General features: G+C 64.3%; 27 protein-coding genes. 20 read left to right on the top strand and 7 right to left on the bottom strand.

Features of this window, described 5'->3' with window-relative positions; all coding sequences use genetic code 11:
* Positions 1 to 42 precede the first annotated feature (42 nt).
* From NKK50_RS26950 to NKK50_RS26915, 8 genes are all read left to right on the top strand, one after another.
* Positions 43 to 873 (top strand): transporter substrate-binding protein, encoded by an 831-nt coding sequence (locus NKK50_RS26950; RefSeq protein WP_023673105.1) that lies wholly within the window; start codon positions 43 to 45, stop codon positions 871 to 873.
* A gap of 69 nt (positions 874 to 942) precedes the next feature.
* A complete protein-coding gene (locus tag NKK50_RS26945; protein WP_023693641.1) occupies positions 943 to 1,608 on the top strand; it encodes an amino acid ABC transporter permease in 666 nt (221 codons plus the stop codon).
* A gap of 1 nt (position 1,609) precedes the next feature.
* Complete coding sequence (locus NKK50_RS26940; RefSeq protein WP_023684027.1) at positions 1,610 to 2,260, top strand: amino acid ABC transporter permease; 651 nt, start codon at positions 1,610 to 1,612, stop codon at positions 2,258 to 2,260.
* A 4-nt stretch (positions 2,261 to 2,264) separates the two neighbouring features.
* Positions 2,265 to 3,059 carry an amino acid ABC transporter ATP-binding protein gene (locus tag NKK50_RS26935; protein WP_023673108.1) on the top strand — a complete coding sequence of 265 codons (795 nt, stop codon included), beginning with the start codon at positions 2,265 to 2,267 and terminating at the stop codon, positions 3,057 to 3,059.
* Positions 3,060 to 3,176: 117 nt separating this feature from the next.
* On the top strand, positions 3,177 to 3,638 hold the full coding sequence (locus NKK50_RS26930; RefSeq protein WP_023673109.1) for a RidA family protein: 462 nt from the start codon (positions 3,177 to 3,179) through the stop codon (positions 3,636 to 3,638).
* Between the two features lie 20 nt (positions 3,639 to 3,658).
* Complete coding sequence (locus NKK50_RS26925) at positions 3,659 to 4,864, top strand: aminotransferase class V-fold PLP-dependent enzyme (protein WP_352544153.1); 1,206 nt, start codon at positions 3,659 to 3,661, stop codon at positions 4,862 to 4,864.
* 74 nt (positions 4,865 to 4,938) lie between these two features.
* Complete coding sequence (gene purE / locus NKK50_RS26920; protein ID WP_023730826.1) at positions 4,939 to 5,436, top strand: 5-(carboxyamino)imidazole ribonucleotide mutase; 498 nt, start codon at positions 4,939 to 4,941, stop codon at positions 5,434 to 5,436.
* Positions 5,433 to 6,509: a 5-(carboxyamino)imidazole ribonucleotide synthase gene (locus NKK50_RS26915; RefSeq protein ID WP_352544152.1), complete on the top strand. Its 1,077-nt coding sequence runs from the start codon at positions 5,433 to 5,435 to the stop codon at positions 6,507 to 6,509. The genes purE and NKK50_RS26915 overlap by 4 nt, the downstream gene beginning before the upstream one ends.
* Positions 6,510 to 6,547: 38 nt before the next feature.
* On the opposite strand, the gene NKK50_RS26910 is transcribed toward NKK50_RS26915, so the two are convergent.
* Positions 6,548 to 6,976, bottom strand: a complete 429-nt coding sequence (locus tag NKK50_RS26910) for a lysozyme inhibitor LprI family protein (protein WP_023684031.1) — start codon at positions 6,974 to 6,976, stop codon at positions 6,548 to 6,550.
* Between the two features lie 242 nt (positions 6,977 to 7,218).
* Here NKK50_RS26910 and ykgO point away from each other — a divergent pair, with 242 nt between their 5' ends.
* The 4 genes from ykgO to NKK50_RS26890 all read left to right on the top strand — a co-directional run bounded on the left by ykgO (position 7,219) and on the right by NKK50_RS26890 (position 9,760).
* Positions 7,219 to 7,344 carry a type B 50S ribosomal protein L36 gene (gene ykgO / locus NKK50_RS26905; protein ID WP_006327841.1) on the top strand — a complete coding sequence of 42 codons (126 nt, stop codon included), beginning with the start codon at positions 7,219 to 7,221 and terminating at the stop codon, positions 7,342 to 7,344.
* A gap of 113 nt (positions 7,345 to 7,457) precedes the next feature.
* On the top strand, positions 7,458 to 8,039 hold the full coding sequence (locus NKK50_RS26900) for a tetratricopeptide repeat protein (RefSeq protein ID WP_352544151.1): 582 nt from the start codon (positions 7,458 to 7,460) through the stop codon (positions 8,037 to 8,039).
* A gap of 144 nt (positions 8,040 to 8,183) precedes the next feature.
* A complete protein-coding gene (locus NKK50_RS26895; RefSeq protein WP_352544150.1) occupies positions 8,184 to 9,248 on the top strand; it encodes an alpha/beta fold hydrolase in 1,065 nt (354 codons plus the stop codon).
* Positions 9,249 to 9,253: 5 nt separating this feature from the next.
* Positions 9,254 to 9,760 (top strand): hypothetical protein, encoded by a 507-nt coding sequence (locus NKK50_RS26890; protein ID WP_352544149.1) that lies wholly within the window; start codon positions 9,254 to 9,256, stop codon positions 9,758 to 9,760.
* Here NKK50_RS26890 and pyk read toward each other — a convergent pair.
* Both pyk and NKK50_RS26880 read right to left on the bottom strand, forming a co-directional pair.
* Positions 9,718 to 11,163, bottom strand: coding sequence for a pyruvate kinase (gene pyk, locus NKK50_RS26885; protein WP_023690053.1), 1,446 nt, complete (start codon positions 11,161 to 11,163; stop codon positions 9,718 to 9,720). The two genes, NKK50_RS26890 and pyk, sit on opposite strands and share 43 nt — an antisense overlap.
* The gene (locus tag NKK50_RS26880) at positions 11,160 to 11,648 is read right to left on the bottom strand and encodes a DUF1036 domain-containing protein (protein ID WP_023673118.1); all 489 of its coding nucleotides are present in this window, start codon (positions 11,646 to 11,648) and stop codon (positions 11,160 to 11,162) included. The genes pyk and NKK50_RS26880 overlap by 4 nt, the downstream gene beginning before the upstream one ends.
* A 246-nt stretch (positions 11,649 to 11,894) precedes the next feature.
* Between NKK50_RS26880 and NKK50_RS26875 the strand changes: the two genes are divergently transcribed.
* From NKK50_RS26875 to NKK50_RS26865, 3 genes are all read left to right on the top strand, one after another.
* Entirely contained in the window at positions 11,895 to 12,692 is a 798-nt protein-coding gene (locus NKK50_RS26875; RefSeq protein ID WP_023684035.1) for an N-formylglutamate amidohydrolase, read from the top strand.
* Positions 12,693 to 12,704: 12 nt separating this feature from the next.
* Positions 12,705 to 13,013, top strand: a complete 309-nt coding sequence (locus tag NKK50_RS26870; protein WP_023673120.1) for a DUF1244 domain-containing protein — start codon at positions 12,705 to 12,707, stop codon at positions 13,011 to 13,013.
* A gap of 155 nt (positions 13,014 to 13,168) precedes the next feature.
* Complete coding sequence (locus tag NKK50_RS26865) at positions 13,169 to 14,344, top strand: MFS transporter (protein ID WP_023702781.1); 1,176 nt, start codon at positions 13,169 to 13,171, stop codon at positions 14,342 to 14,344.
* Here the strand turns inward: NKK50_RS26865 and NKK50_RS26860 are convergent.
* The gene (locus NKK50_RS26860; RefSeq protein WP_352544148.1) at positions 14,308 to 15,216 is read right to left on the bottom strand and encodes a LysR family transcriptional regulator; all 909 of its coding nucleotides are present in this window, start codon (positions 15,214 to 15,216) and stop codon (positions 14,308 to 14,310) included. The two genes, NKK50_RS26865 and NKK50_RS26860, sit on opposite strands and share 37 nt — an antisense overlap.
* A gap of 95 nt (positions 15,217 to 15,311) precedes the next feature.
* On the opposite strand from NKK50_RS26860, the gene NKK50_RS26855 reads away from it, so the two are divergent.
* The 5 genes from NKK50_RS26855 to NKK50_RS26835 all read left to right on the top strand — a co-directional run bounded on the left by NKK50_RS26855 (position 15,312) and on the right by NKK50_RS26835 (position 20,321).
* The gene (locus NKK50_RS26855) at positions 15,312 to 16,268 is read left to right on the top strand and encodes an SDR family oxidoreductase (RefSeq protein ID WP_352544147.1); all 957 of its coding nucleotides are present in this window, start codon (positions 15,312 to 15,314) and stop codon (positions 16,266 to 16,268) included.
* Positions 16,269 to 16,447: 179 nt separating this feature from the next.
* The gene (locus tag NKK50_RS26850; protein ID WP_023715051.1) at positions 16,448 to 17,308 is read left to right on the top strand and encodes an FAD binding domain-containing protein; all 861 of its coding nucleotides are present in this window, start codon (positions 16,448 to 16,450) and stop codon (positions 17,306 to 17,308) included.
* On the top strand, positions 17,308 to 17,790 hold the full coding sequence (locus NKK50_RS26845) for a (2Fe-2S)-binding protein (RefSeq protein WP_352544146.1): 483 nt from the start codon (positions 17,308 to 17,310) through the stop codon (positions 17,788 to 17,790). The genes NKK50_RS26850 and NKK50_RS26845 overlap by 1 nt, the downstream gene beginning before the upstream one ends.
* Positions 17,787 to 20,051 carry a xanthine dehydrogenase family protein molybdopterin-binding subunit gene (locus NKK50_RS26840; RefSeq protein ID WP_352544145.1) on the top strand — a complete coding sequence of 755 codons (2,265 nt, stop codon included), beginning with the start codon at positions 17,787 to 17,789 and terminating at the stop codon, positions 20,049 to 20,051. Before NKK50_RS26845 ends, NKK50_RS26840 begins: the two co-directional genes overlap by 4 nt.
* A gap of 24 nt (positions 20,052 to 20,075) precedes the next feature.
* Entirely contained in the window at positions 20,076 to 20,321 is a 246-nt protein-coding gene (locus NKK50_RS26835) for a MoaD/ThiS family protein (RefSeq protein ID WP_023690044.1), read from the top strand.
* 276 nt (positions 20,322 to 20,597) lie between these two features.
* Here NKK50_RS26835 and NKK50_RS26830 read toward each other — a convergent pair whose 3' ends face one another.
* The 3 genes from NKK50_RS26830 to NKK50_RS26820 all read right to left on the bottom strand — a co-directional run.
* Positions 20,598 to 21,380, bottom strand: coding sequence for a hypothetical protein (locus NKK50_RS26830; RefSeq protein ID WP_352544144.1), 783 nt, complete (start codon positions 21,378 to 21,380; stop codon positions 20,598 to 20,600).
* 56 nt (positions 21,381 to 21,436) lie between these two features.
* Entirely contained in the window at positions 21,437 to 21,829 is a 393-nt protein-coding gene (locus tag NKK50_RS26825) for a phage holin family protein (protein ID WP_023693628.1), read from the bottom strand.
* On the bottom strand, positions 21,826 to 22,247 hold a 422-nt coding region (locus tag NKK50_RS26820), incomplete at its 5' end, for a hypothetical protein (RefSeq protein ID WP_352544143.1). The genes NKK50_RS26820 and NKK50_RS26825, both read right to left, overlap by 4 nt.

Here is a 22,247-nt window from a genome sequence, read left to right as displayed (position 1 = left end):
GCAGTGAACGACGCATCCAAGCGAGATTTTCTGAAACTGGGCATGGCCGGGCTTGCAACGGCGGGCGTGATGACCGCTGTCAGCGCCGAAAAGGCGGCGGCACAAGCCGCATCCGACAGCGTTCTGCGCACCGCGCTTGACCGCGGCAAGCTGATCGTCGGCACCGGCAGCACCAACGCGCCATGGCATTTCGAAAACGATGCCGGCGAGCTGGTCGGCATGGACATCACCATGGGCCGCATCCTGGCCAAGGGTCTGTTCGACGATCCGAGCAAGGTCGAGTTCGTCATGCAGGACCCGGCGCAGCGCATCCCGAATGTCACCACCAACAAGGTCGACATCACCATCCAGTTCATGACCATGACCGCGCAGCGCTCGCAGCTGATCCATTTCTCCAGGCCATACTATGTCGAGGGCGTCGCCCTGCTGACGCTGCCGACGGCGGAAAACAAGACCTTCGACAAGCTGCTCGCCGGCGGTTCGGCGACGCGCATCTCGATCCTGCAGAATGTCGATGCCGAAAGCTCGGTCCATTACGCCCTGCCGGAGGCGCAGGTGCTGCAGATCGACACCCAGGCCAATGTGCTGCAGGCACTGGAATCGAAACGCGCCGATGCCGCCGCTGTCGATCTTTCAACCGTGCGCTGGCTGGCCTCGCGCAACCCCGACAAATATTTCGATGCCGGCAAGAGCTGGTACTCGATGCTCTACGGCGCGGCCGTCAGGCAGGGCGACCTGGACTGGCTGACCTTCGTCAACCAGACCTTCACCATCGCCATGTTCGGCCATGAGACCGCACTCTACGACGCCGCCTTCAAGGACTATTTCGGCCAAGAGCCGCCGGCCCGCCATCCCGGTTTCCCGGTTGTCTGACAAGTGCTGGCGGAAGGGTTAGCCCTTCCGCCTTCTAGTTCGCATCCCCTTGGTTATTGCGGGAGACGCATGGGCTATACGCTCAACTTCAACCTGATCTGGCGCCATTTCGACAAGCTGTGGGGCGGCCTTCTGCTCAGCCTCGAGCTTGCCGTGATTTCGATTGCCATCGGCGTCGTCATCGGCCTGGTGCTGGCGGTCTGGTATGTCTCGGCCGGACGCGTGGTGCGCGCCATCATTGCGGCTTACGTCGAATTCATCCGCAACGTGCCGCTGATCCTGCTCGTCTATCTTGTCTTCTACGGCCTGCCGACGGTGATCGACGTCGCCTACGACGCGCCGACCTCGTTCGTGCTGACGCTGTCGGTCTATAGCGGCGCCTATCTGGTCGAGGTGTTCCGCTCCGGCCTGGAAGCCGTGCCGCGCGGCCAGCTCGATGCCGGCAAAGCCATCGGCCTGACGCCCTGGCAGCGGCTGGTTCATGTGCGCCTGCCGACCATGCTGCGCATCACGCTGCCGGCGCTGTCCAACACCTTCATCTCGCTGTTCAAGGACACGTCCATCGCATCGGTCATCTCGGTGCCCGAGCTCACCTTCGGCGCCCAGTGGATCAACTTCAACACCTTCCGCATTGTCGAGGTCTATCTGGTGACGACGGCGATGTACCTGGTGACCGGTTACACCCTGCTCTTCGGGCTGCGGCTGGTCGAACGCCGGTTCAGGGCTGCGCGCTGACATGCTGAGCCAGATCCTCTACGCCGTACCGTTCCTCGCCCAGGGCTTCGCCATCACTTTGTGGGTGTCGCTGCTGGTCGTGGTGCTGTCGCTGATTGCCGGCGTCGCGCTCGGCGTCGGCCTGGTCTACGGCCCGGCGCCGCTGCGCTGGGCCGTGCGCATCTTCTCCGACACCATCCGCGGCATCCCGATCCTGGTGCTGATGTTCTTCGTCTATTACGGCCTGCCGGCCATCGGCCTGCATCTGCAATCCTTCTCGGCGGCGGTGCTGGCGCTGACCTTGTTCAAGACGGCGCAGGTCATTGAGTATCTCCGGGGCGCCGTCGGCTCTATTCCCAAGGGCCAGTCAGAAGCGGCGATGGCCATTGGGCTGACTTTTCGCCAGCGGCTCACCTACGTCATCTTTCCGCAGGCCTTCCGGCGCTTCCTGCCGCCCTGGATCAACGGCGTCACCGATGCGGTCAAGGGCAGCGCCCTGGTCTCGCTGCTCGGCATCACCGACCTGATGCAGGCGATCAACCAGGTCATCGGCCGCACCTATGAGGCGATGCCGCTCTACATCCTCGGCGCCTTGATCTATTTCGCCGTCAACTATGCGCTTTCCTACGCCAGCCGGCGGCTGGAACGGCGCTTTGCCTTCATCCGGGACTAGCACGATGGCCACAAGCTCGAACGACAATGCTGCCCTTCTCGACATTGCCGGGGTCTCGAAAGCCTTTGGTTCGGTCGAGGTGCTTCGCTCGGTCAGCCTCAAGGTGGACAGGGGCGAGGTGGTCACCGTCATCGGCCCTTCCGGCAGCGGCAAAACCACCCTGCTGCGCTGCGTCAACTTTCTCGAAAGCTACGACTCAGGTTCGATCCGCATCGACGGCAAGGAGGTCGGTTTTCGTGAGGCCGGCGCGCGCCAGCGGCGCAGCGAGCGCGACCTTGCCAATATGCGCGCCGAAACCGGCATGGTGTTCCAGAGCTTCAACCTGTTTCCGCACCTCACCGCCGCCGGCAACATCATGCTCGGCCTCACCAAGGTGCGCGGCAAGAGCAAGGCCGAGGCGCGCCAGATCGCCGAGCATTGGCTGAGCCGCGTCGGCCTCGCCCACAAGGCCGACAGCCTGCCGGCGGAACTCTCCGGGGGCCAGCAGCAGCGCGTCGGCATAGCGCGGGCAGTCGCCATGGAGCCAAAGATCCTGCTGCTCGACGAGATCACCTCCGCGCTCGATCCCGAATTGGTCGGCGAGGTGCTGGCCGTTGTGCGCAGCCTGGCCGAAGACGGCATGACAATGGTGATGGTCACGCACGAGATGGCCTTTGCCCGCGACGCTTCGAGCCGCATTGTCTTCATGGCCGATGGCGGTGTCAGCGCTGTTGGCCCGCCGAAGGAGATCCTTGCCGAAGAGACCACCAATGAGCGCCTGCGCTCTTTCCTGGCGCGGTTCCGCGCCTCGCATTTCTGACATGGGCGGCCCAACGCAATTCCAGGAAAAGTGTAAGCGGTTTTCTCGGGAAAAGCGCGAAGCGCTTTCCCTTGGGAATTGCGTAAAACAACAGGCCGGCCCAAGGAGAATTCTTCCATGACGCCTTACATCCGGCTCGCCGAGCTCGGCCTGACGCTGCCCGAGCCGCCGACGCCGATCGCCAATTTCGTCACCCATGCGGAAAGCGGCCGGCTGATCTTTCTTTCGGGTCAAGGGCCGCTGCGCGCCGACGGCACGCTGTGCACCGGCAAGGTCGGCGAGGACGTCACCGTCGAGCAGGCCTATGAGCATGCCCGCCTCACCGGCCTCAACCTGCTCGCCGTCATGCACGCCGCCGCCGGCGATCTCGGCCGCATCGTGCGCGTCGTCAAATTGCTCGGCTTCGTCAATGCGACGCCGACCTTCAGCGACCACCCGAAAGTGGTCAATGGCTGCTCGGACCTGTTCGCCAGCGTCTTCGACAAGATCGGCGGCCATGCCCGCTCGGCGATCGGGGTCGGCTCGCTGCCTGGAAACATCACCGTCGAAATCGAAGCGGTCGTCGAGATCGCCGCCTGACCGTCAAGGGATTGCTGAACATGAAAACCTATTCCGACACCGGCTCCAACACCACGATCCGTGAACGGCTGGGACTGCGGCCGATCATCAACGTCTCCGGCACGATGACGACGCTCGGCGCCTCGATCATCGTTCCCGAGGCGATCAGCGCCATGGCCGAGATCGCCTCGCAATGGGTGGAGATGGACGATCTGCAGCGCGCCGCAAGCGTGATCACAGCCCGCCTCACCGGCGGCGAGGCCGGCTTCATCACCGCCTGCTGCGCCTCAGGCATCACAATGGCGATCGCCGGGGCGATGACCGGCACCAATTTGCTGGCGATCGAACGGCTGCCCGACGATACCGAAGGGCTGAAGTCCGAAGTCGTCATCCAGCTCGGCCATATCGTCAATTACGGCGCACCGATCGACCAGTCGATCCGCGTCGCCGGCGCCAAGGTCATTCCGGCCGGCACGGTCAGCGTCACGCAGGATTATCATGTGCGCGAGGCTATCAACGAGCGCACGGCGGCGGCGCTCTACGTCGTGGCGCACCACACCGTGCAATACGGCATGCTTTCCCTTGAGGAATTCTGCGATATCTGCCACGCCAGGGGCGTGCCGGTGATCGTCGATGCGGCTTCCGAATATGACCTGCGCAGCTTCCTGGGGCGCGGCGCCGACATCGTCGTCTACAGCGGCCACAAATTCCTTTCGGGGCCGACCAGCGGCATCGTCGCCGGCCGCAAGGATCTCGTCCGCGCCGCCTATCTGCAAAACCGTGGCGTCGCCCGCGCCATGAAGGTCGGCAAGGAAAGCATCGCCGGCACGATGGCGGCGCTCGAAGCCTGGGAAAAGCGCGACCATGCCGGCATCCGCCGACGCGAGGAAGCGGCGCTCCATCTGTGGAGGGATTCGCTGCAGGGAATACCCGGCATCGTCGCAAACATCATTCCCGACCCGACCGCCAATCCGCTCGACCGGCTGCAGATCTTCGTCTCCCCCGAAAGCCGCTTCAGTGCCGCCGGCCTCGCCTCGGCATTGGCGGCCGGATCGCCGCCCATCATCGTGCGCAACCACGAAGTCGAGCGTGGCCATTTCTTCCTCGACCCGTGCAACCTGCACCCAGGCGAGGCCGAGATCGTCGCCGAACGCCTCCGCGCCGTGCTCACCGCGGCCGACAGGCCGGCGGATGCGATGAGACAGCCGCGAAAGGATTCATCCGGCGCCCTGCGCTGGCCGGACTAGGCTGCGGCGGCCGCCATCCTTGCGGGCCAGCCCGAATTCCGCTAAGGCGCGCCTTTACCGCCGGGAGCATGCGCTTGACCGACCACCGCGCCGACGTCGCCATCATCATGGGCAGCCAGTCCGACTGGGCGACGATGCGCCACGCCGCCGAAACGCTGGAGGCGCTGAGCATTCCGCACAAGCGGCTGATCGTCTCCGCCCACCGCACCCCGGACCGCCTCTATGATTTCGCCAAAGGCGCCAAGGCGGCCGGCTACAAGGTGATCATCGCCGGGGCCGGCGGCGCCGCCCACCTGCCCGGCATGACGGCGGCTCTGACGCCGCTGCCGGTGTTCGGCGTGCCGGTCGAATCGAAGGCGCTGTCAGGCCAGGATTCGCTGCTCTCCATCGTCCAGATGCCGGCCGGCATTCCGGTCGGCACGCTTGCCATCGGCAAGGCGGGTGCGGCCAACGCCGCCCTTCTGGCGGCCGCCGTGCTGGCGCTGAACGACGAAGAACTTGCCGCCCGCCTGGATGCCTGGCGCACCGCCCAAACCGCCAGGGTCGCCACCGAACCGACGGACGCGCCGTGAGCCTGCCCGCGGGATCGAGCATCGGCATCATCGGCGGCGGCCAGCTCGGCCGCATGCTGGCTGTTGCCGCAGCGCGCCTCGGCTACCGCACAATTATCCTCGAACCGCAGGCCGATTGCCCGGCGGCTCAGGTCGCCAACCGCCAGATCACCGCCGCCTATGACGATGCGGACGCCCTTGCCGAACTGGCGGCAGTCAGCGCCGTAGTCACCTACGAATTCGAGAATGTGCCGGTAGCGGCTGCCGGCGCGCTCGCCGCCAAGGTCCCGGTCTATCCGCCACCCAGGGCGCTGGAAGTCGCCCAGGACCGGGTGGCGGAGAAGCTATTCCTGAACGGCATCGGCATCAGGACAGCGGATTTCCGCTCCGTCGACAATGACGACGAGCTGACGGCGGCGCTGAGAGAGTTCGGTGGCAGCGGCATCTTGAAAACCCGCCGCATGGGCTATGACGGCAAGGGCCAGCGCGTCTTCCGCAACATGGAGACGAGCGGCTTTGCCGGCACATGCGAGACCATGGGCAATGTGCCGCTGATCCTCGAATCCTTCGTCGCTTTCGAGCGCGAAATCTCGGTCATCGCCGCGCGCGGGTTGGACGGCGCGGTCGCCGCCTACGATCCGGCTGAGAACGTCCACCGCGACGGCATCCTGCATACCTCGACCCTGCCGGCCCAGATCAGGCTGGAGACGGCGGCGACGGCACAGGGGTCGGCAGCGAAAATCCTGTCGGCCCTCGACTATGTCGGCGTCATCGGCATCGAGTTCTTCGTTCTTGCCGATGGCACGCTGCTGGCCAACGAAATGGCGCCGCGCGTGCACAATTCCGGCCACTGGACGGAAGCCGCCGGCATCGTTTCGCAATTCGAGCAGCATATCCGCGCCATTGCCGGCCTGCCGCTGGGCAACCCTGGCCGGCATTCAAACTGCGTCATGGAAAACCTGATCGGCGACGATGTGCTGCGCGTACCCACTTTGCTCGCCGAGCCCGATCTGATGCTGCATCTCTACGGCAAGGCGGAAGCGCGCCCAGGCCGCAAGATGGGCCATTTCACGCGCATCAGCCCCCGTAGCTAAGCCATTCCGGCACTTTGCGCGAGGGCGTGGCTCGAGCCCTATTGCAGCTCGTCGTTCAGATCTCCGTCCTCGTCGGGGCTGGCGCAACTCGCATCGCCTTCCCTACAATTGGCGCCCGCGGTGAGCTGTTTGATGCGCTGGTCCGTCAGTTCGGTCAGGCATTGTGAAACCTCCATCGGATGGATGGAGCCGCCCTCGCTGTCTGTCGTCGTATAGGCGCATTCGGCGTCGCGGAAGGCGATCCAGGCGCGTTGCGCGACCTGCAGCAGCTTCCTGCCCTTGTCGTCGTTGCGACCGACGAGATCCTTGTAGGCCTGGTTGAGCTTGGCATCGGCGGCCCGATAGTCCTCGCCGGCGCAGATGTTCATCATCTGCTGGCTGTCGTCGTTGCGGTCGCATTCCTGCGCCTGCGCGATGGAGGCGGCTGCCATAACGGCAAGGCTCGCGGACACAAACAACAGGCGCATGGAGGTCTCCAAATCGGCTTGCGGGTGCCGCACCATTCCAGCCCGCCTTCGGCCGCGCAATGGCGTGGAGCCGAGATGGCGGATATTTGATGGCCAAAGCCATTCTCGGCCTCTATCCAGCACGCTTGCGGTTGACACGGGCAAGGCTCCTCGTTTATGAGCCACCGCAAGTTCAAAGGCGCGCTTTTCAGGCGCGCCTTAATAATTCGGCCCGGACAGGGCCCAGACCGACGGGCAAGACCATGAAGATCAAGAATTCGCTCAAGGCGCTGAAGGCGCGTCACCGCGACAACCAGCTGGTTCGCCGCAAGGGCCGCGTCTACATCATCAACAAGACCGCTCCGCGCTACAAGGCGCGCCAGGGCTGAGTGTTCGGCCGGGGGTTCGTTGCCTCCGTCCATATGATGGTAATTGCCTGGTTCCAGGCACTTTCACGCTAATTTCAGTTTGACGATCCGCCGTCCGGGGTTAGATTCCGGCGATGCGGATTCTTTTTGCATTTTTGGCCACCCTGTTTCTTTTCGGCGTCGCTCCGGCGTCGGCGGACGATCCGCCGACAAAGCCGCCGGTTGCCCTGACCAGGGAAGCCAGGCTCGACCAACTGTTTGCCGAGCTGAAGCGCGAGCGCAACGAAAAGGCGGCCGAGCGCATCGCCGGGCGCATCTGGGGCGAATGGTTCCAGTCCGGCAGCGCCTCGATCGACCTGATGATGCAATGGTCGCAAAAGGCGATGGACGACCAGAAGTTCGACGTCGCCCTCGACTTCCTCGACCAGGTCGTCATCCTTCAGCCAAAATATGCCGAAGGCTGGAACCGGCGCGCCACCGTCCATTACATGATGAAGAATTTCGGGAAATCGATGTCCGACATCGACCAGACGCTGCAGCTGGAACCACGCCATTTCGGCGCGCTTTCCGGCCTGGCCCAGATCATGGCCGCCACCGGCCACAAGCAATCGGCGCTCGAAGCCTGGCAGAAGGTGCTTACCATCTATCCGATGATGCGCAGCGCCCAGGACCAGGTCGCGGCAATTTCGGAAGAGCTTGCCGGCGAAGGAATTTGATTAGGCAGTAGGAATTAGGGATTAGTCAGTAGTCAGTAGAGAAGATTGGTCGAGACGCCACCTCCCTACTCCCTACTCCCTACTCCCTACTCCCCACTCCCTACTCCCTAGAACTTATCCCCCTCCACCCCCGTATCTCCGCGCATGAACCTCATTTACGCCGCCTGTGCTTTGCTCCTCGCGCTCGTCTTTGCCCTGGCCGGCGTCACCCGCGCCGGCGCGTGGCTGATCGAGTGGCGAAACCCGCCGGCCGGCGAATTTGCCGACATCGGCGGCACCCGCATCCACTATGTCCACGTGCCGGCGCCTCAAAATGCCGAGCTGCCGGCCATCGTCTTCATCCACGGCGCCAGCGCCAATCTCAGGGATCAGATGCTGCCGATCAGGCCTTTGCTCGAAGGCCGCGCCGAGATGGTCTTCCTCGACCGGCCGGGCTTCGGCTGGTCGGCACGCGGCCCCGGCAATGAGAGCCCGTCGGCGCAGGCCGACACCATCGCCAGGCTGATGGACCGTCTCGGCATCCACAATGCGATCATGGTCGGCCATTCGTTTGGCGGCGTGATCACCGCCGCCTTTGGCCGCGAACACCCGGAGAAGACGCTCGGGCTGGTCTTTCTGTCGCCGGTCAGCCACCCCTGGCCGGGCGGCGCGACCGCCTGGTACTACAAGCTGACCGCCACCCCCATCATCGGCTGGCTGTTCTCGGAGACATTGACCTATCCGGCAGGCACGCTGCAGATGGACGGCGCCACGGCCTGCGTGTTTTCTCCCAACAAGGTGCCGGAAGGCTATGTCGGCAATGCCTCGATTCCGCTGGTGCTGCGTCCCGGCGCTTTCCGCGCCAACGCCATCGATGTCGCCGGCCTCTACGACTATACGCTGAAGGCCGCGCCGCATTACCGCGACATCACAGCGCCGACCATTGTCATCTCGGGCGACCGCGACAAGGTGGTCTATGCCTCGATCCATTCGGTCGGCCTGGTCAGGGACATCCCCGGCGCCGAACTGATCTGGGTCCACAATCTCGGCCACAAGCCGGATTGGATCGCCTCCGATCTCGTCGTCGGCGCGATCGAGAAAGTCGCCGGCAAGGAGATCGACCTGGAGGCAGTCGCAAAAACCGTGGAAGCACGGATCGCCGGCGATGCGTACAATGAGGGGCGATGCCCCGACATCACCGTGCCCGACGCGGAACTGGCCCCGACCTGATCGCCATGTATGTCCTGAAACACGGCATCAAGAGAAACCCGGAGAAGCGATGGGCGTTGCCGGACCGCATCTTCTTCGGTTATGGCGCGTGCGCCATTCTTGCCGGCGCCTTTCTCGAGCATCCTCCTCTGGAAGGATTTTACGGCGAACGGATTATTCCTGGCGAGGGCTTTTCCGGGAACCATATTTACGCGACGAACGGCGTGATCGCGTTCGACTATCGCGGCTATTCCGCCCGCGAGCAGCTTTTGGAACACCACAAGAGGGGCTGGGCGTCGCGCAATCCCGGGTGGCACTGCACGATCGCCACGGTCGATTTCGATCTGCTCGACACAGTCGAACTCAACCGGCGAAAGATGCTGGGTCCGGACCAGTACCTGCACGACCCCGTTCCCCGGGCTCGCCGCTTCCTTCGGCGCATCGATCACGCCGAAGGTGCGGCAAGAGCGCTGCGGACTGTGACGAGGTCTCAGCCTATGTTGCGGGTGGCCTGCACGTCCGATCCGACATAGGCGATGCGCAGCATGTTGGTCGAACCCGGCGTCCTCAGCGGCACGCCCGCCGTGATGATGACACGGTCGCCCGGCTGGCCGAACCCCTCTTCGAAAGCGATGCGGCAGGCGCGGTCGACCATGTCGTCGAGGTCGCTGGCGTCGGGCGAGACGACGCAATGCGTGCCCCACAAGAGCGACAGCCGCCGCGCCGTGTTGAGGATCGGCGACAGCGCGATGATCGGCACTTGCGGCCGCTCGCGCGCGGCGCGCAGGCCCGTGGTGCCCGACGCCGTATAGGTGATGATCGCCGACAGTTTCAGCGTCTCGGCAATCTCGCGGGCGGCGAGCGAAATGGCGTCGGCGCCGGTTGCTTCCGGTTCCGAGCGCTGCGCGTTGATGATGCCGGCATAGGTCGGGTCGGTTTCGACCTTGGTGGCGATGCGGTTCATCATCGCCACCGCCTCGACCGGATAGGCGCCGGCAGCGGATTCGGCTGAAAGCATGATGGCGTCGGCGCCCTCGAACACGGCGATCGACACGTCGGAGACCTCGGCGCGGGTCGGCACCGGCGCGGTGATCATCGATTCCAGCATTTGCGTGGCGACCACCACCGGCTTGCCGGCGCGGCGCGCGGCGCGCGTGATCTGCTTCTGGATGCCGGGCACCGCTTCCAGCGGCATTTCCACACCGAGATCGCCGCGGGCGACCATCAGCGCGTCGGAGAGTTCGATGATTTCGGCCAGCCGGGCTACCGCCTGCGGCTTTTCGATCTTGGCCATGATAAGCGCCCGGCCGCGCGCGATCTTGCGGGCTTCCGCCAAATCCTCCGGCCGCTGCACGAACGACAGCGCCACCCAGTCGACGCTTTCCGCCAGCACCGCATCGAGGTCCTTGCGGTCCTTTTCGGTCAGCGCACCGACCGGCAGGTCGGTGTCGGGCAGGCTGACGCCCTTCTTGTCGGAAATGGTGGTGCCGGCGACGACCGCGCAGGTGATCGACTTGCCGTCGCTCTTCACCGCCCTGAGCTCCAGCTTGCCGTCGTCGATCAACAGACGGTGGCCGGCCTCGACCGAACTCAGGATTTCGGGATGCGGCAGGTAGACGCGGGTCGACGTGCCGGGCTCGGGATTGTTGTCGAGGGTGAAGGTCTGGCCCGGGGTCAGCACCTCCTTGCCGTTGGCGAACTTGCCGACGCGCAGCTTCGGTCCCTGCAAATCGGCCAGGATGCCGATCGGACGGCCGACCTTTTCCTCGACCGCGCGGATGCGGCCGACCAGCGTGCGCATCAACTCGTGATCGGTGTGGCTCATATTGATGCGGAAGACATCGGCGCCGGCTTCGAACAGCTTCTGCAGCATCTCCTCGGACGAGGAGGCAGGACCGATGGTGGCGAGGATCTTGACCTTGCGGCTACGTCTCATTGACTGTTTGTTCCCGGGGCGGCTGGAGCGCCTCCCGTTGTGGACTCATCGGTCAGCTGGACCATCCAGCTTGCCTGCTCGCCCGTGTCATATTCCTGGAATCCGGCGCGCTGGAAGCCCCGAGCGACGCAATCGGTAACGCCTGCGATCTTGAACTCTTTTTCAGCCACGCACATGTTGATCGGGCCATCCCAGCGCCCGCCGCGCTCGGCGTCTTCTGCATAAAGATAGTAAAACCTCGATGACAGCGGACCTTCGATCAGCGTCTTGCAGCTCGATCCTTCGATGTGCCACCACCCCTCGGTGATCCAGCCTGCCTTGGCGCGGTAGCCGATGCCGACGCCGACCAGGTTCTGCGTGGCGTTGCAGACGCGGAAATCGGCGCGGGCGGGCGAAGCCGCGACCAGCGCGGTGAGCCCTAGCGTCAGGGTCAGGAGCGGCACGGCAAAGGCGGTGCGCGCACGCGGCCTGCCGGCGGAACCCATCCCGAAACCCCTCAATAACGTCATCTGCATCTCTCAACGCCCCTTTTCGGAAAAGTCCGGGCGCATGTCAACGCGCCGTTCTGTCCAATTCCAATCGATTTAGAAAGGCCCCCGACACGCGATCTGCCGCGCGTCACAGGATTTTCGCAGAAACCGTGGCCAAACAACGGCATTGCGCAACAGTCCTCTTCGTGGGAATGACGATACCACCCTCCCCGGAAGCCAGCGAACAGACCTTTCCAGCCAATGACCCGATCCACAGTTTTCGCGCCTTTCGATATTGTCGAAGGCGACCGCAAGCGAGGCATCGTGCTTGTCGCCGACCATGCCCGCCGCGACCTGCCGGAGGAGTATGGCAGTCTAGGCCTGCCGGCGGCGGAACTCGATCGCCATATCGCCTACGACATCGGTGTCGAGACGGTGACGCGCGAACTTGCCGCAGCGCTCGACGTGCCGGCGGTGATCGCCAATTTTTCGCGGCTGCTGATCGATCCCAATCGCGGCGAGGACGACCCGACGCTGATCCGCCAGCTCTATGACGGCACCGTCGTGCCGGGAAACTATCCCATGGCACCGGCCGAACGCGAAAGGCGGCTCGACGGCTTCTACCGGCCTTATCAGGACGCGGTCGGCGCCATGATCGCGTCGGTGGCGCACGCCTCAGGCAAAGCGCCGTTCATCTTCTCCGTACACTCCTTCACCCCTGTCATGCAGGGCTTCATCCGCCCTTGGCATGTCGGCATATTGTGGGACCTCGACGACCGCGTGGCGCGGCCGCTGATCGACATGCTGGCGCAGGATAAAAACCTCGTCGTCGGCGACAATGAACCCTATGACGGCGCGTTGCGCGGCGACACCATGTTCAAGCACGCTATCGTCAACGGCTTTGCCCATGCGCTGATCGAGATCCGCCAGGACCTGATATCAGACCGCAAGGGGGCGCTGGCCTGGGCGGAACGGCTGGCGCCGATCGTTGACGCCATCGACCGCCGTCCCGATATACATCAGGTGAAGATGTTCGGCTCGCGCACCGGGCCGCTGTGAGGATCCAAGGCAATGACCGAACTCAGCGATGACCAGAAACGCGATTTCGAGGCCGCGGCCTTCCGCCGGCTTGTCGATCATCTGCGCGAGCGCAGCGATGTGCAAAACATCGACCTGATGAACCTCGCCGGCTTCTGCCGCAACTGCCTGTCGAACTGGTATCGCGAAGCGGCCGAGGCTGAGGGCGTCGATCTCGGCAAGGATCAGTCGCGCGAAATCGTCTACGGCATGCCCTATGCGCAATGGCAGGCGCTGAACCAGACCGAGGCTTCGGACGCCAAGAAAGCGGAGTTCGAGGCAAGACGGCCGAGGGATCACTGAAGTAGCGCGCGGTTCACAGGATTGACGTCGGCGGGACAGCGCCTAACGGTTTCCCCTTAGATGTGGCCCACAAGCTTTTCGCAGCCAAGCGCTTGACGAGAAATTGAATCGATCTAATTTGCCGCGCAAAGCCATTCCTTGACCGGATTCGGGCCATGAACGCGCAAAACACCATGCAGAGCGCCCTTCAGGGGCGATGGGCCGTAGCCGCGATCTTCCTCGCCAACGGATTCCTGACCGGCAGCTGGGCGCCGCAGATTCCGGTGTTCCTGACCCGGCTCGACATCTCGAAATTCACCCTCGGTCTGCTGATCCTTCTGTTCGGCGTCGGCGCGGTCGCGGCCATGAGCTGGTGCGGCCATCTGATCTCCAGGCATGGCTCGCGCACCGTGTTGCGCTGGTTCGGCCTGTGCGGCAGCCTCGGCCTGCTGATCGTGGCGCTGGGGCCCAACGTCCCGCTGGCGGCGATCGCCATGATCATCTTCGGCGGCTCGATCGGCGGCATGGATGTCGCCATGAACGCCAATGCGGTGGTGGTCGAGCGCCGGCTCTCCCGCGCCATCATGTCGTCGTCGCACGGCTTCTGGAGCCTCGGCGGTTTCGCCGGTGGCGGTCTGGGCGGTTACGCCATCCAGACTTACGGCCACCTCGCCCATGCGGCTGTAGTCACGATCATTGCTTTTGCCGTCATCGCCGTGGCGGTCGGCTACCTCATCGCCGAGGACAAGCCGCAGGCCGCCGAGCATCACAGATTAACGCTGCCGGCCAACCCGCTGGTCTATCTTGTAGGGCTGATGGCGCTGCTGACGATGATTTCCGAGGGCGCCGTGCTCGACTGGGCAGCGCTTTATCTCAGGCAGGAGCTCGGCGCCGACCTCGCCATCGCCGGCCTTGCCTACGCCGCCTTCTCCGGCGTCATGGCTGTCATGCGCTTTTTTGGCGACGGCGTGCGCAACCGCTTCGGCGCGGTGGCGACGCTGCGCGGCTCGGCGGTGGTCGCCGCCGCCGGCATGCTGGTCGCCGGCCTGTCGCCTTCGCCCTGGATCGCCATCGCGGCTTTTGCTCTGTGCGGCTTCGGCATCGCCAATATGGTGCCGATCATCTTCTCGGCCGGCGGCAACCAGGAAGGCATGTCGTCGGGCACCGGCATGAGCGTGGTCACCACCATGGGCTATTCCGGCATATTGGTAGCGCCGTCGGCGATCGGCTTCGTCGCCGAGCATTCCAGCTTCGGGCCGATCTTCGTCGCCATGTCGGGGCTGTTGATCGTCGTGCTTTTGATGGCCGGGCTCGCTCACCGCGCCGAATTCGCGGCCGCCCCCGCCGAATAGCGCTTCAGCTCCTCGTAGAGGAAATCCGCTACGCGGCGGATGCGCACGCTGGTGCGCACGTCGCGATGCATGGCCAGCCACACCGGCAGGCTGGGCAGTGGCAGGCCGAGCAGCAGTTTCTCCAGCGACGGGTCGCTGTCCGCCAGCGGCTCCTGGCCAAGACCGACGCCGTTTCCCGCCCGCAGCGCTTCCCACAGAACGATCTGGTTGTCGGTCCTGAAGCGGAAACTGCTTCGGGTGACGGGGATGCCGGCCTGGGTAAAGCCCCGGATCATCTCGTCGCTGCGCTCGAAGCCGATCAGCGGATGGTCGAGAAGGTCGGCGGGCTTGAGCGGGCGTCCGTGCCTGTCGAGATAGGATTTCGCCGCGCAGCAGCAGAGCTTGATATCGCAGACCTTGCGCGCCGTCAGCTCGTTCTGCGCCGGCTTGACCATGCGGATGGCGATATCGGCATCCCTTCGCAGCAGGTTCTCGACCTGGTTCGAGGCGACGATCTCGACCTCGATGCCGGGTTCCTCGATGCCGAGCCGCGCCGTCATCCTCGGCAGCACATAGGCCGCCACCACCTCGCTGGCGGCAATACGCACCGTGCCTTCGATCGCCTCGACCGAGCCCAATGCCAACAGTGCGAACGCGCTCGCCTGCTCGCTCACCGCCTTGCCGCGTTCGAACAGCGTGGCGCCTGCTTCCGTCAGCGCATAGCCGCGCCGCCCGCGCCGGAACAAGGTGACGCCCAACGCCTGTTCGAGCTCACCGATGTGACGCCCGAGCGTCGGTTGGCTGGCCGACAGTTTGCGCGCCGCGGCCGACAGACTGCCGGTCTCCGCCACGGTGACGAAACTCTTGATCAGGTTCCAGTCGATGTCTTCCATTCATTTATGAATAACAAATCTGCATCCATAGTCAATTTTCATTCGCGTATGAACGCATCATATTCGCCGTGCAAACACAGACACGGAGAAGAAAAATGACCAAGATCGCAATTCTAGGCGCCAATGGCCGGCTCGGCCGCGTGGTTGGGAAGGCCTTCATCGACGCCGGTTTCGACGTCCGCGCCGTCACCCGCAGCGGCAAGGTCCCAGCCGAACTCAAGGGCGCCACCGCCGTCGCCGGCGATGCGCTCGACCGCGAGGCGCTGATCCGCGCCACGCAGGGTGTCGACATCGTCTTCAACGGTCTCAACCCGATCTACACCGACTGGGGCAAATGCCTGCCGATGGCGGAGAACGTCATGGCCGCCTGCCATGCCAACGGCGCGCTGCATCTTTTCCCCGGCACTGTCTACAATTACGGCTCGCCGATGCCTGAGGTGGTCACCGAAGACACGCCATTTCGTCCGACCACCGAGAAGGGCCGCATCCGCTCCGCCATGGAAGGGCTGTTTCGCCGCGAGGCCGATGCCGGTCGCGTCCGCACCATCATCCTGCGCGCCGGCGATTTCTTCGGCGGCACCGGCAGCGGATCATGGTTCGACCTCGTCGTCGCCGCCAAGATGAACAAGGGCGTCTACACCGCGCCTGGCCCTGCCAACCTCGTGCACGAATGGGCCTATTTGCCGGACTTCGGCATCGGCTTCGTCGGCCTGGCGCGTAATCAGGGCAAGCTCGGCTTCTTTGAGGCGCTCAACTTCCCCGGCCACGCCGTCACCGAAATGGACATAAAGGCCGCGGCCGAGAAAGCGTTGGGACGTCCGCTGAAACTGACCTTCCTGCCTTGGTGGGTGCTGCGCGCCGGCAGCCCGTTCGTGGCGATGTGGCGCGAGATCGTCTCGATGTCCTATCTGCGCTTCGAACCGCACCGGCTCGTGTCCGACCGGCTGGAAGGCATCATCGGCGAAGTCCCGCACACGCCGCTGGACGAGGCCGTGGCCGAGGCATTGAAGGACATCGGCATCAGCCTCGACAATGCAAAAGACGCCGCTTAAATGCATGTCGCCCAGAAGTGTGCGCGGTTCTGGGACAACGACATGCATCAAAACAAAGACTTTAGACAAAAATTCTCTCTCGCGGTGCTGGCCCAATCGCTGGAAATCAGCAACCGGATGGTCATTATGAGGAGACTGTTTATAACGGTCGGCGAGATCACCATCACCAAGGGGAGACGATGCGTTACATACGTCCGCTTTCAATCGAAGACGCCGTTGGCCTGCTGGCCGACGCTTCCGGCACATCAGCCATTCTCGCTGGAGGCAGTGACCTCCTCGTTCGGATGAAGGGCGGGTTTGTCGATCCCGACCTGATCGTCGACATCAAGGCGATCGAGGGCTTGAGCGAGATCAGGGAGACGGCCGACGGCTTCAGCATCGGCGCCACCGTCCCCTGCGCCGTCCTGGGCGAGAGCTCGGTTCTGAAGAAGGCCTGGCCCGGTGTCGTCGAAGCGTCGAAGCTGATCGGCTCGAAACAGGTCCAGGGCCGCTGCACCATCGTTGGCAATCTGTGCAACGCATCGCCGGCCGCCGACAGCGTCCCGGCCTTGGTGGCCGCCGCCGCCAAGGCAGTGGTTGCCGGCCCGTCGGGCAAGCGCACCATTCCTGTCGAGGCCGTGCCGATCGGGCCTGGCAAGACCTCGCTCACCAAGGGTGAGATCGTCGAGGCGATCCTGCTCGACAAGCGCGCGCCGCGTTCGGGCGACGCCTATCTCAGGTTCATTCCGCGCACCGAGATGGACATCGCGGTGGTCAGCGCCGGCGTGAAGCTGTCGCTCGACGAGCATGGCGTCATAACAGCCGCCCGCGTCGCGCTGGGCGCCGCGGCGCCGACCGTGCTTCTGGTGGAAGAAGCAGCCGAGGCTCTCATCGGCAGGAAGCTGGATGAGGCGGCACTTGAGCGGCTCGCCAAGATCTGCGCTGGGGCCTGCCGCCCCATCGACGACAAGCGCGGCACCATCGAGTTCAGACGAAAAGTTGCGGGCGTGCTGGCCGGACGGGCCGCGACGACCGCCTACGCACGCGCAGGAGGCAAATGATGGCCGGTGTAGCAGTTTCAACGACAGTCAACGGCGATCACGTCGAATACCTTTGCCAGCCCGACGAGACGTTGCTCGACGTCCTGCGCGATCGGCTCGGCCTGACCGGCGCCAAGGAAGGCTGCGGCACCGGCGACTGCGGCGCCTGCTCGATCATCCTCGACAACCGGCTGGTCTGCTCTTGCCTGGTGCTTGGCGCTGAAGCCGAAGGCCGGCATATCGAGACCGTCGAAGGCATGGCGCATGGCGATCAGTTGCATCCGCTGCAGCAGAAATTCCTCGAGCATGCGGCCCTGCAATGCGGCATCTGCACGCCGGGCTTCCTCATCGCGGCCAAGGATCTTCTGGCCAAGAACCCCGATCCTACCGAGGAAGAAATCCGCTTCGGCCTCGCCGGCAACCTCTGCCGCTGCACCGGCTACGACAAGATCGTGCGCGCGGTCCAGGATGCGGCCAATGTGATGAAGGGAGCGCACGCATGAACTTCGATCCACGCTTTTCGGGCCGCAAATTCTCCTCCGTCGGCACGCGGCCTATCCGTCCCGACGGCGTCGACAAGGTGACGGGACGCGCCCGTTACGGCGCCGACTTCAACATGGCGGGACAGCTGGTCGGGCGTGTCCTGCGCAGCCCGCATGCGCATGCCAGGATCCTCAAGATCGACACTTCGAAAGCGGAAAAGCTGGCCGGCGTGAAAGCGGTGATCACCGCCGCCGATCTGCCCGACCTCACCGATGGCGACGCCGCCATGTATGACGTCCTCGACAATTGCATGGCGCGCGGCAAGGCGCTCTATGACGGCCACGCCGTGGCCGCGGTCGCCGCCGTCGATGCCCGCACGGCAAGGCAGGCGCTGAAGCTCATCAAGGTCGAGTATGAGCTGTTGCCGCATGTGACCGATGTCGACGAGGCGATGAAGCACACCGCGCCGTTGATCAACGACACGATCTTCACCGAGGGTCTCGAGGAAAAGCCGGTAAAGCCGTCCAACGTCACCAAGCGCAGCCAGTTCGGCCATGGCGATGTCCATCAGGGTTTCGGCCACGCCGATGTCATCGTCGAGCGCTCCTTCAAGACCGAGCAGACGCACCAAGGCTATATCGAGCCGCATGCCTGCGTGGCGAGCGTCTCGTCCGACGGCACCGCCGACCTCTGGGTCTGCACGCAGGGCCATTTCGTCTACCGCCAGCATTGCGCGCAACTGCTCGGGCTGGAAGCCTCGAAGCTGCGCGTCACCTCGTCTGAAATCGGCGGCGGCTTCGGCGGCAAGACCCATGTCTGGGCCGAGCCGGTGGCACTCGCTCTGTCGCGCAAGGCAGGACGGCCGGTGAAGCTGGTGATGACTCGCGACGAGGTGTTCCGCGCCTCGGGCCCGACCAGCGCGACCTCGATCGACGTCAAGATCGGCGCCCGCAAGGACGGCACCATCACCGCCGCCGAAGCGACGCTGCGCTACACCAGCGGCCCCTATGCCGGCACCTGGGCCGAGATCGGCGCCATGACGGCGTTCGCCTGCTACAAGCTCGACAACGTCAAGACGGTCGGCTTCGAAGTGCTGGTCAACCGGCCGAAGACCGCAGCCTACCGCGCGCCCTCCGCACCGATGGCGGCTTTCGCGGTGGAAAGTGCCGTCGACGAGCTGGCCAAGGAACTCGGCATGGATCCGGTCGAGTTCCGCATCAAGAACGCCGCGCAGGAAGGCACCAGGTCCTCCTATGGCCCGGTCTACGGCCCGATCGGCATCGGCCCGACGCTGGAGGCGGCCAAGCACCATCCGCACATGAAGGCCCCGCTGGGCAAGAACCAGGGCCGCGGCATGGCTTGCGGCTTCTGGTTCAACTTCGGTGGCCAGACCTGCGTGGACCTGAACATCGGCATGGACGGCTCGGTGTCGCTGGCCGTCGGCACGGTGGACGTAGGCGGTTCGCGCGCGTCGCTGTCGCTGGTGGCGGCGGAGGAGCTCGGCATCGACTATGCCCAGCTCAAGGCGGTGGTCGCCGACACGTCCTCGCTCGGCTACAACGACATGACCGACGGCAGCCGCGGCACCTTCTCGTCCTCGATGGCGACCATCTCGGCTGCCCGCAACGCCATCAAGATCCTGCGTGAGCGCGCCGCGCAGACGTGGGACATCCCCGTCGACGACGTGGTCTGGGAGAACGGCCACGCCATCGCGAAGGGCGAGAAATACGGCAACCTTGCAGCCCTGTCGCTGAAGGAGATCGCCGCCGCTTCCGGCAAGACCGGCGGGCCGATCGCCGGCCACAGCGAGCTCGTCGCCGACGGCGCCGGCGTCTCCTTCGCCACCCATATATGCGACATCGAGGTCGACCCCGATACCGGCTCGACCAGGGTGATCCGCTACACGGTGATCCAGGATGCCGGCAAGGCGGTGCACCCGACCTATGTCGAGGGCCAGTACCAGGGCGGTGCGGCGCAAGGCATCGGCTGGGCGCTCAACGAGGAGTATATCTACGGCAAGGATGGGCGCCTCCAGAACGCCGGCTTCCTCGACTACCGCATCCCGGTCTGCTCGGACCTGCCGATGATCGACACGCAGATCCTCGAGATACCCAACCCCAACCACCCCTATGGCGTGCGCGGCGTCGGCGAAACCTCGATCGTGCCGCCGCTGGCGGCGATCGCCAACGCGGTCTCCAACGCCGCCGGCGTACGCATGACCCACATCCCGATGTCGCCGCCACGGGTTCTCGCCGCGATCGAGGCGGAACGGGGAGGCTAGGGCAAAAATGAGGTTCTTGCCCTAATGGTCGAAGTCACGCTCTGGGGCGCGCTGGGCCAGCTCGCCGGCGGCCAGAGCAAGATCGAGGTCGAGGCCAAGGACATAAGGGAGCTGTTCAGGAAGCTGGCTGAACAGTATCCCGGCATCGAGCCCTGGATCGAGAAGGGCATTGCGGTGGCGATCGACGGTACGATCTATCGCGATACCTGGTCGAAGGAACTGCCACAGGGAGCGGAGATTTTCCTGCTGCCGCGGTTGGCTGGGGGGTGAAGTGGGGTGTCGCCCTACGTCCCAGAGCGGACCGGCATCCTCGGTCTGCGAACTTCAAGTGCAATGTCGGTCCTCGCCTAGATGCCAGTTTTGCTGACCGCGTCTTATCGGCGGCGGGTTGGCCAACAATCCAGAGAACCTGATTCGCTGGATTACTATCGGCAAGGGACATCAGTCCGCACACGGCTCTGAAGTGACTCGAGCGGGTCACCGTTTGACGGACAACACCGGCCCCTTTCTGGAGAGGCCGGCTATCGTTGATCCAGGATCATCAAGCTAGGTTTGGCGCTGAGACGTATCGGAAATTCGTTCGCGCACGGCATGCTCGGTCTTGTCTGCTGTGGACTTCACGATCTCGCCGAGCTGATCGGCTATCGTGTCTGCTTCCATATCTTGCCGGCCAGCTTCCTGCTTGATGGTCTCATAGGCGTCGGCGGCGACCTGCTTGGCCTCATCGAGGCCCCTGTCGAGCAAAGTTTCGGCGGAATCGCGAAGCTTGTCGCCATAGGCGCCTAGTTGCTCGTCCTCCGTTGCGGTATGGGGCAGCATTGCACCTATGGCGGCGCCGATGGCGAGACCGACGGCCGCTACGGCCAAGGGTTGATCCTCCAACAGATCTTGCGCGGAGCGGCTGGCTTTCGCCGCCATGTCCCCAGCCGTCGAGCTTGCATTGGCAGCGCTTCCCGTCAGACTCGCCGCAGCGGCTCTTGCGGTGCTCGATATGGTGTCGCCGGCGCTGGCAGCGCTCGAGGAGAGCGATTCCGCGGCATCGGAGAGCGTGCCGCCCAAGCCGCCGCGCTCCCCTGCTACATCATGTTGTCCCGGCGCTGAAGGCAATCGGTAGTCATCCGAACGTTGGATGGTGTTTGAGGTACCGCTGCCGAACATCAGCCAGGCCAGACCTGCGCCCACCATGGTGACCGGCAAAGGATTGTCTCGGACCTGCGTTCTGAGATTGCTGAGCATGGCCGCGCTCTCCCCTCCCGAGAACAGCCCGGTGAACTCATCCAGCAATTGTCCAGGCGTCATCTTGCCTCGAATGGATTCGGCGGTCTCCATCACCCGAGCGCGAGCCGCCTCGGCCTCGCGTTCAAGTTCGGCTGCGGATTTCTCGTTCATCTCACCTGTTCCTTAATCGCGCTCGCGTCGCGCTTGAGCTGTCCCTGGGTCCGGTCGGGGGTAAGTTCCGAAGGCGCCATGCTGGCCGTCCCGGTCCGCAGCAGGATGACGCCGAGGACCGCCACGACCACACCGACCAGCAGGGAAGACCACCCCGCGCCAAGCCCTGCCCGCGTCAGTGCGATAATGAGCGCCTGCAGCAACACCAAGAGCGCGGCGAGCAGGCAAATCGCGCCGCCCAGCACTTCCGCAGCACCTGCTCCGGCTTTGGTAAGCTTTTCAGAGAGCTCGGCCCGAAACAGCCTCGCCTCGGTTTGCACCAGAGTGGTGACATTCTGGGCCAAATCGGTGACTAGCCCGGCAAGGCTGGGATTGTCCTGGTTATTCATCTGTCCTGCTCCGCGATCTGCGTGGCGCCATCATCGCCGACCACGCCAAAATCTTGTGGACGATCAGCGGACCAACCCTGTGGCTGATCGGTGTGTGATCTGAGGCCTCCCGGAGCGGCCTCAGAATCGGGCCTTGCCGACGGAGAAGCCTTGATGAACCGCCCGAGAGCCAATCCGGCCAACACCGATCCCGCAAGCAGGACACCGGGATTTTGCCGGCCGAAGGACTGCACGTCATCAAGGACTTGGCTAAAGGGCTTCTGTTTCAAGGACGATGAAAGCCGCTCAAGGCCACTGGCAGCATCCAAAGCGAATTTCGATGCGTTCCTTTCATCGTTGCTGGCAAGGTGATCGCTGGCCGCTCGCAGTGCACCACCCAACGCCGCCAAGCTCGATCCGATGTCGCGCTGCGCCTCCT

Origin of the sequence: Mesorhizobium sp. M0001 (assembly GCF_040324255.1) — a bacterium.
Classification (GTDB): domain Bacteria; phylum Pseudomonadota; class Alphaproteobacteria; order Rhizobiales; family Rhizobiaceae; genus Mesorhizobium.
This window is presented reverse-complemented; position numbering and strand designations above follow the sequence as displayed.

Bases quoted from the DNA above. Each gene is read 5' to 3' on its own strand.
- NKK50_RS26950 (WP_023673105.1), top strand. From the start codon at position 43: ATGGCCGGGCTTGCAACGGCGGGCGTGATGACCGCTGTCAGCGCCGAA.
- NKK50_RS26945 (WP_023693641.1), top strand. From the start codon at position 943: ATGGGCTATACGCTCAACTTCAACCTGATCTGGCGCCATTTCGACAAG.
- NKK50_RS26940 (WP_023684027.1), top strand. From the start codon at position 1,610: ATGCTGAGCCAGATCCTCTACGCCGTACCGTTCCTCGCCCAGGGCTTC.
- NKK50_RS26935 (WP_023673108.1), top strand. From the start codon at position 2,265: ATGGCCACAAGCTCGAACGACAATGCTGCCCTTCTCGACATTGCCGGG.
- NKK50_RS26930 (WP_023673109.1), top strand. From the start codon at position 3,177: ATGACGCCTTACATCCGGCTCGCCGAGCTCGGCCTGACGCTGCCCGAG.
- NKK50_RS26925 (WP_352544153.1), top strand. From the start codon at position 3,659: ATGAAAACCTATTCCGACACCGGCTCCAACACCACGATCCGTGAACGG.
- NKK50_RS26910 (WP_023684031.1), bottom strand. From the start codon at position 6,976: ATGCGCCTGTTGTTTGTGTCCGCGAGCCTTGCCGTTATGGCAGCCGCC.
- ykgO (WP_006327841.1), top strand. From the start codon at position 7,219: ATGAAGATCAAGAATTCGCTCAAGGCGCTGAAGGCGCGTCACCGCGAC.
- NKK50_RS26900 (WP_352544151.1), top strand. From the start codon at position 7,458: ATGCGGATTCTTTTTGCATTTTTGGCCACCCTGTTTCTTTTCGGCGTC.
- NKK50_RS26895 (WP_352544150.1), top strand. From the start codon at position 8,184: ATGAACCTCATTTACGCCGCCTGTGCTTTGCTCCTCGCGCTCGTCTTT.
- NKK50_RS26890 (WP_352544149.1), top strand. From the start codon at position 9,254: ATGTATGTCCTGAAACACGGCATCAAGAGAAACCCGGAGAAGCGATGG.
- pyk (WP_023690053.1), bottom strand. From the start codon at position 11,163: ATGAGACGTAGCCGCAAGGTCAAGATCCTCGCCACCATCGGTCCTGCC.
- NKK50_RS26880 (WP_023673118.1), bottom strand. From the start codon at position 11,648: ATGGGTTCCGCCGGCAGGCCGCGTGCGCGCACCGCCTTTGCCGTGCCG.
- NKK50_RS26875 (WP_023684035.1), top strand. From the start codon at position 11,895: ATGACCCGATCCACAGTTTTCGCGCCTTTCGATATTGTCGAAGGCGAC.
- NKK50_RS26870 (WP_023673120.1), top strand. From the start codon at position 12,705: ATGACCGAACTCAGCGATGACCAGAAACGCGATTTCGAGGCCGCGGCC.
- NKK50_RS26865 (WP_023702781.1), top strand. From the start codon at position 13,169: ATGAACGCGCAAAACACCATGCAGAGCGCCCTTCAGGGGCGATGGGCC.
- NKK50_RS26860 (WP_352544148.1), bottom strand. From the start codon at position 15,216: ATGGAAGACATCGACTGGAACCTGATCAAGAGTTTCGTCACCGTGGCG.
- NKK50_RS26855 (WP_352544147.1), top strand. From the start codon at position 15,312: ATGACCAAGATCGCAATTCTAGGCGCCAATGGCCGGCTCGGCCGCGTG.
- NKK50_RS26850 (WP_023715051.1), top strand. From the start codon at position 16,448: ATGCGTTACATACGTCCGCTTTCAATCGAAGACGCCGTTGGCCTGCTG.
- NKK50_RS26845 (WP_352544146.1), top strand. From the start codon at position 17,308: ATGGCCGGTGTAGCAGTTTCAACGACAGTCAACGGCGATCACGTCGAA.
- NKK50_RS26840 (WP_352544145.1), top strand. From the start codon at position 17,787: ATGAACTTCGATCCACGCTTTTCGGGCCGCAAATTCTCCTCCGTCGGC.
- NKK50_RS26835 (WP_023690044.1), top strand. From the start codon at position 20,076: ATGGTCGAAGTCACGCTCTGGGGCGCGCTGGGCCAGCTCGCCGGCGGC.
- NKK50_RS26830 (WP_352544144.1), bottom strand. From the start codon at position 21,380: ATGGAGACCGCCGAATCCATTCGAGGCAAGATGACGCCTGGACAATTG.
- NKK50_RS26825 (WP_023693628.1), bottom strand. From the start codon at position 21,829: ATGAATAACCAGGACAATCCCAGCCTTGCCGGGCTAGTCACCGATTTG.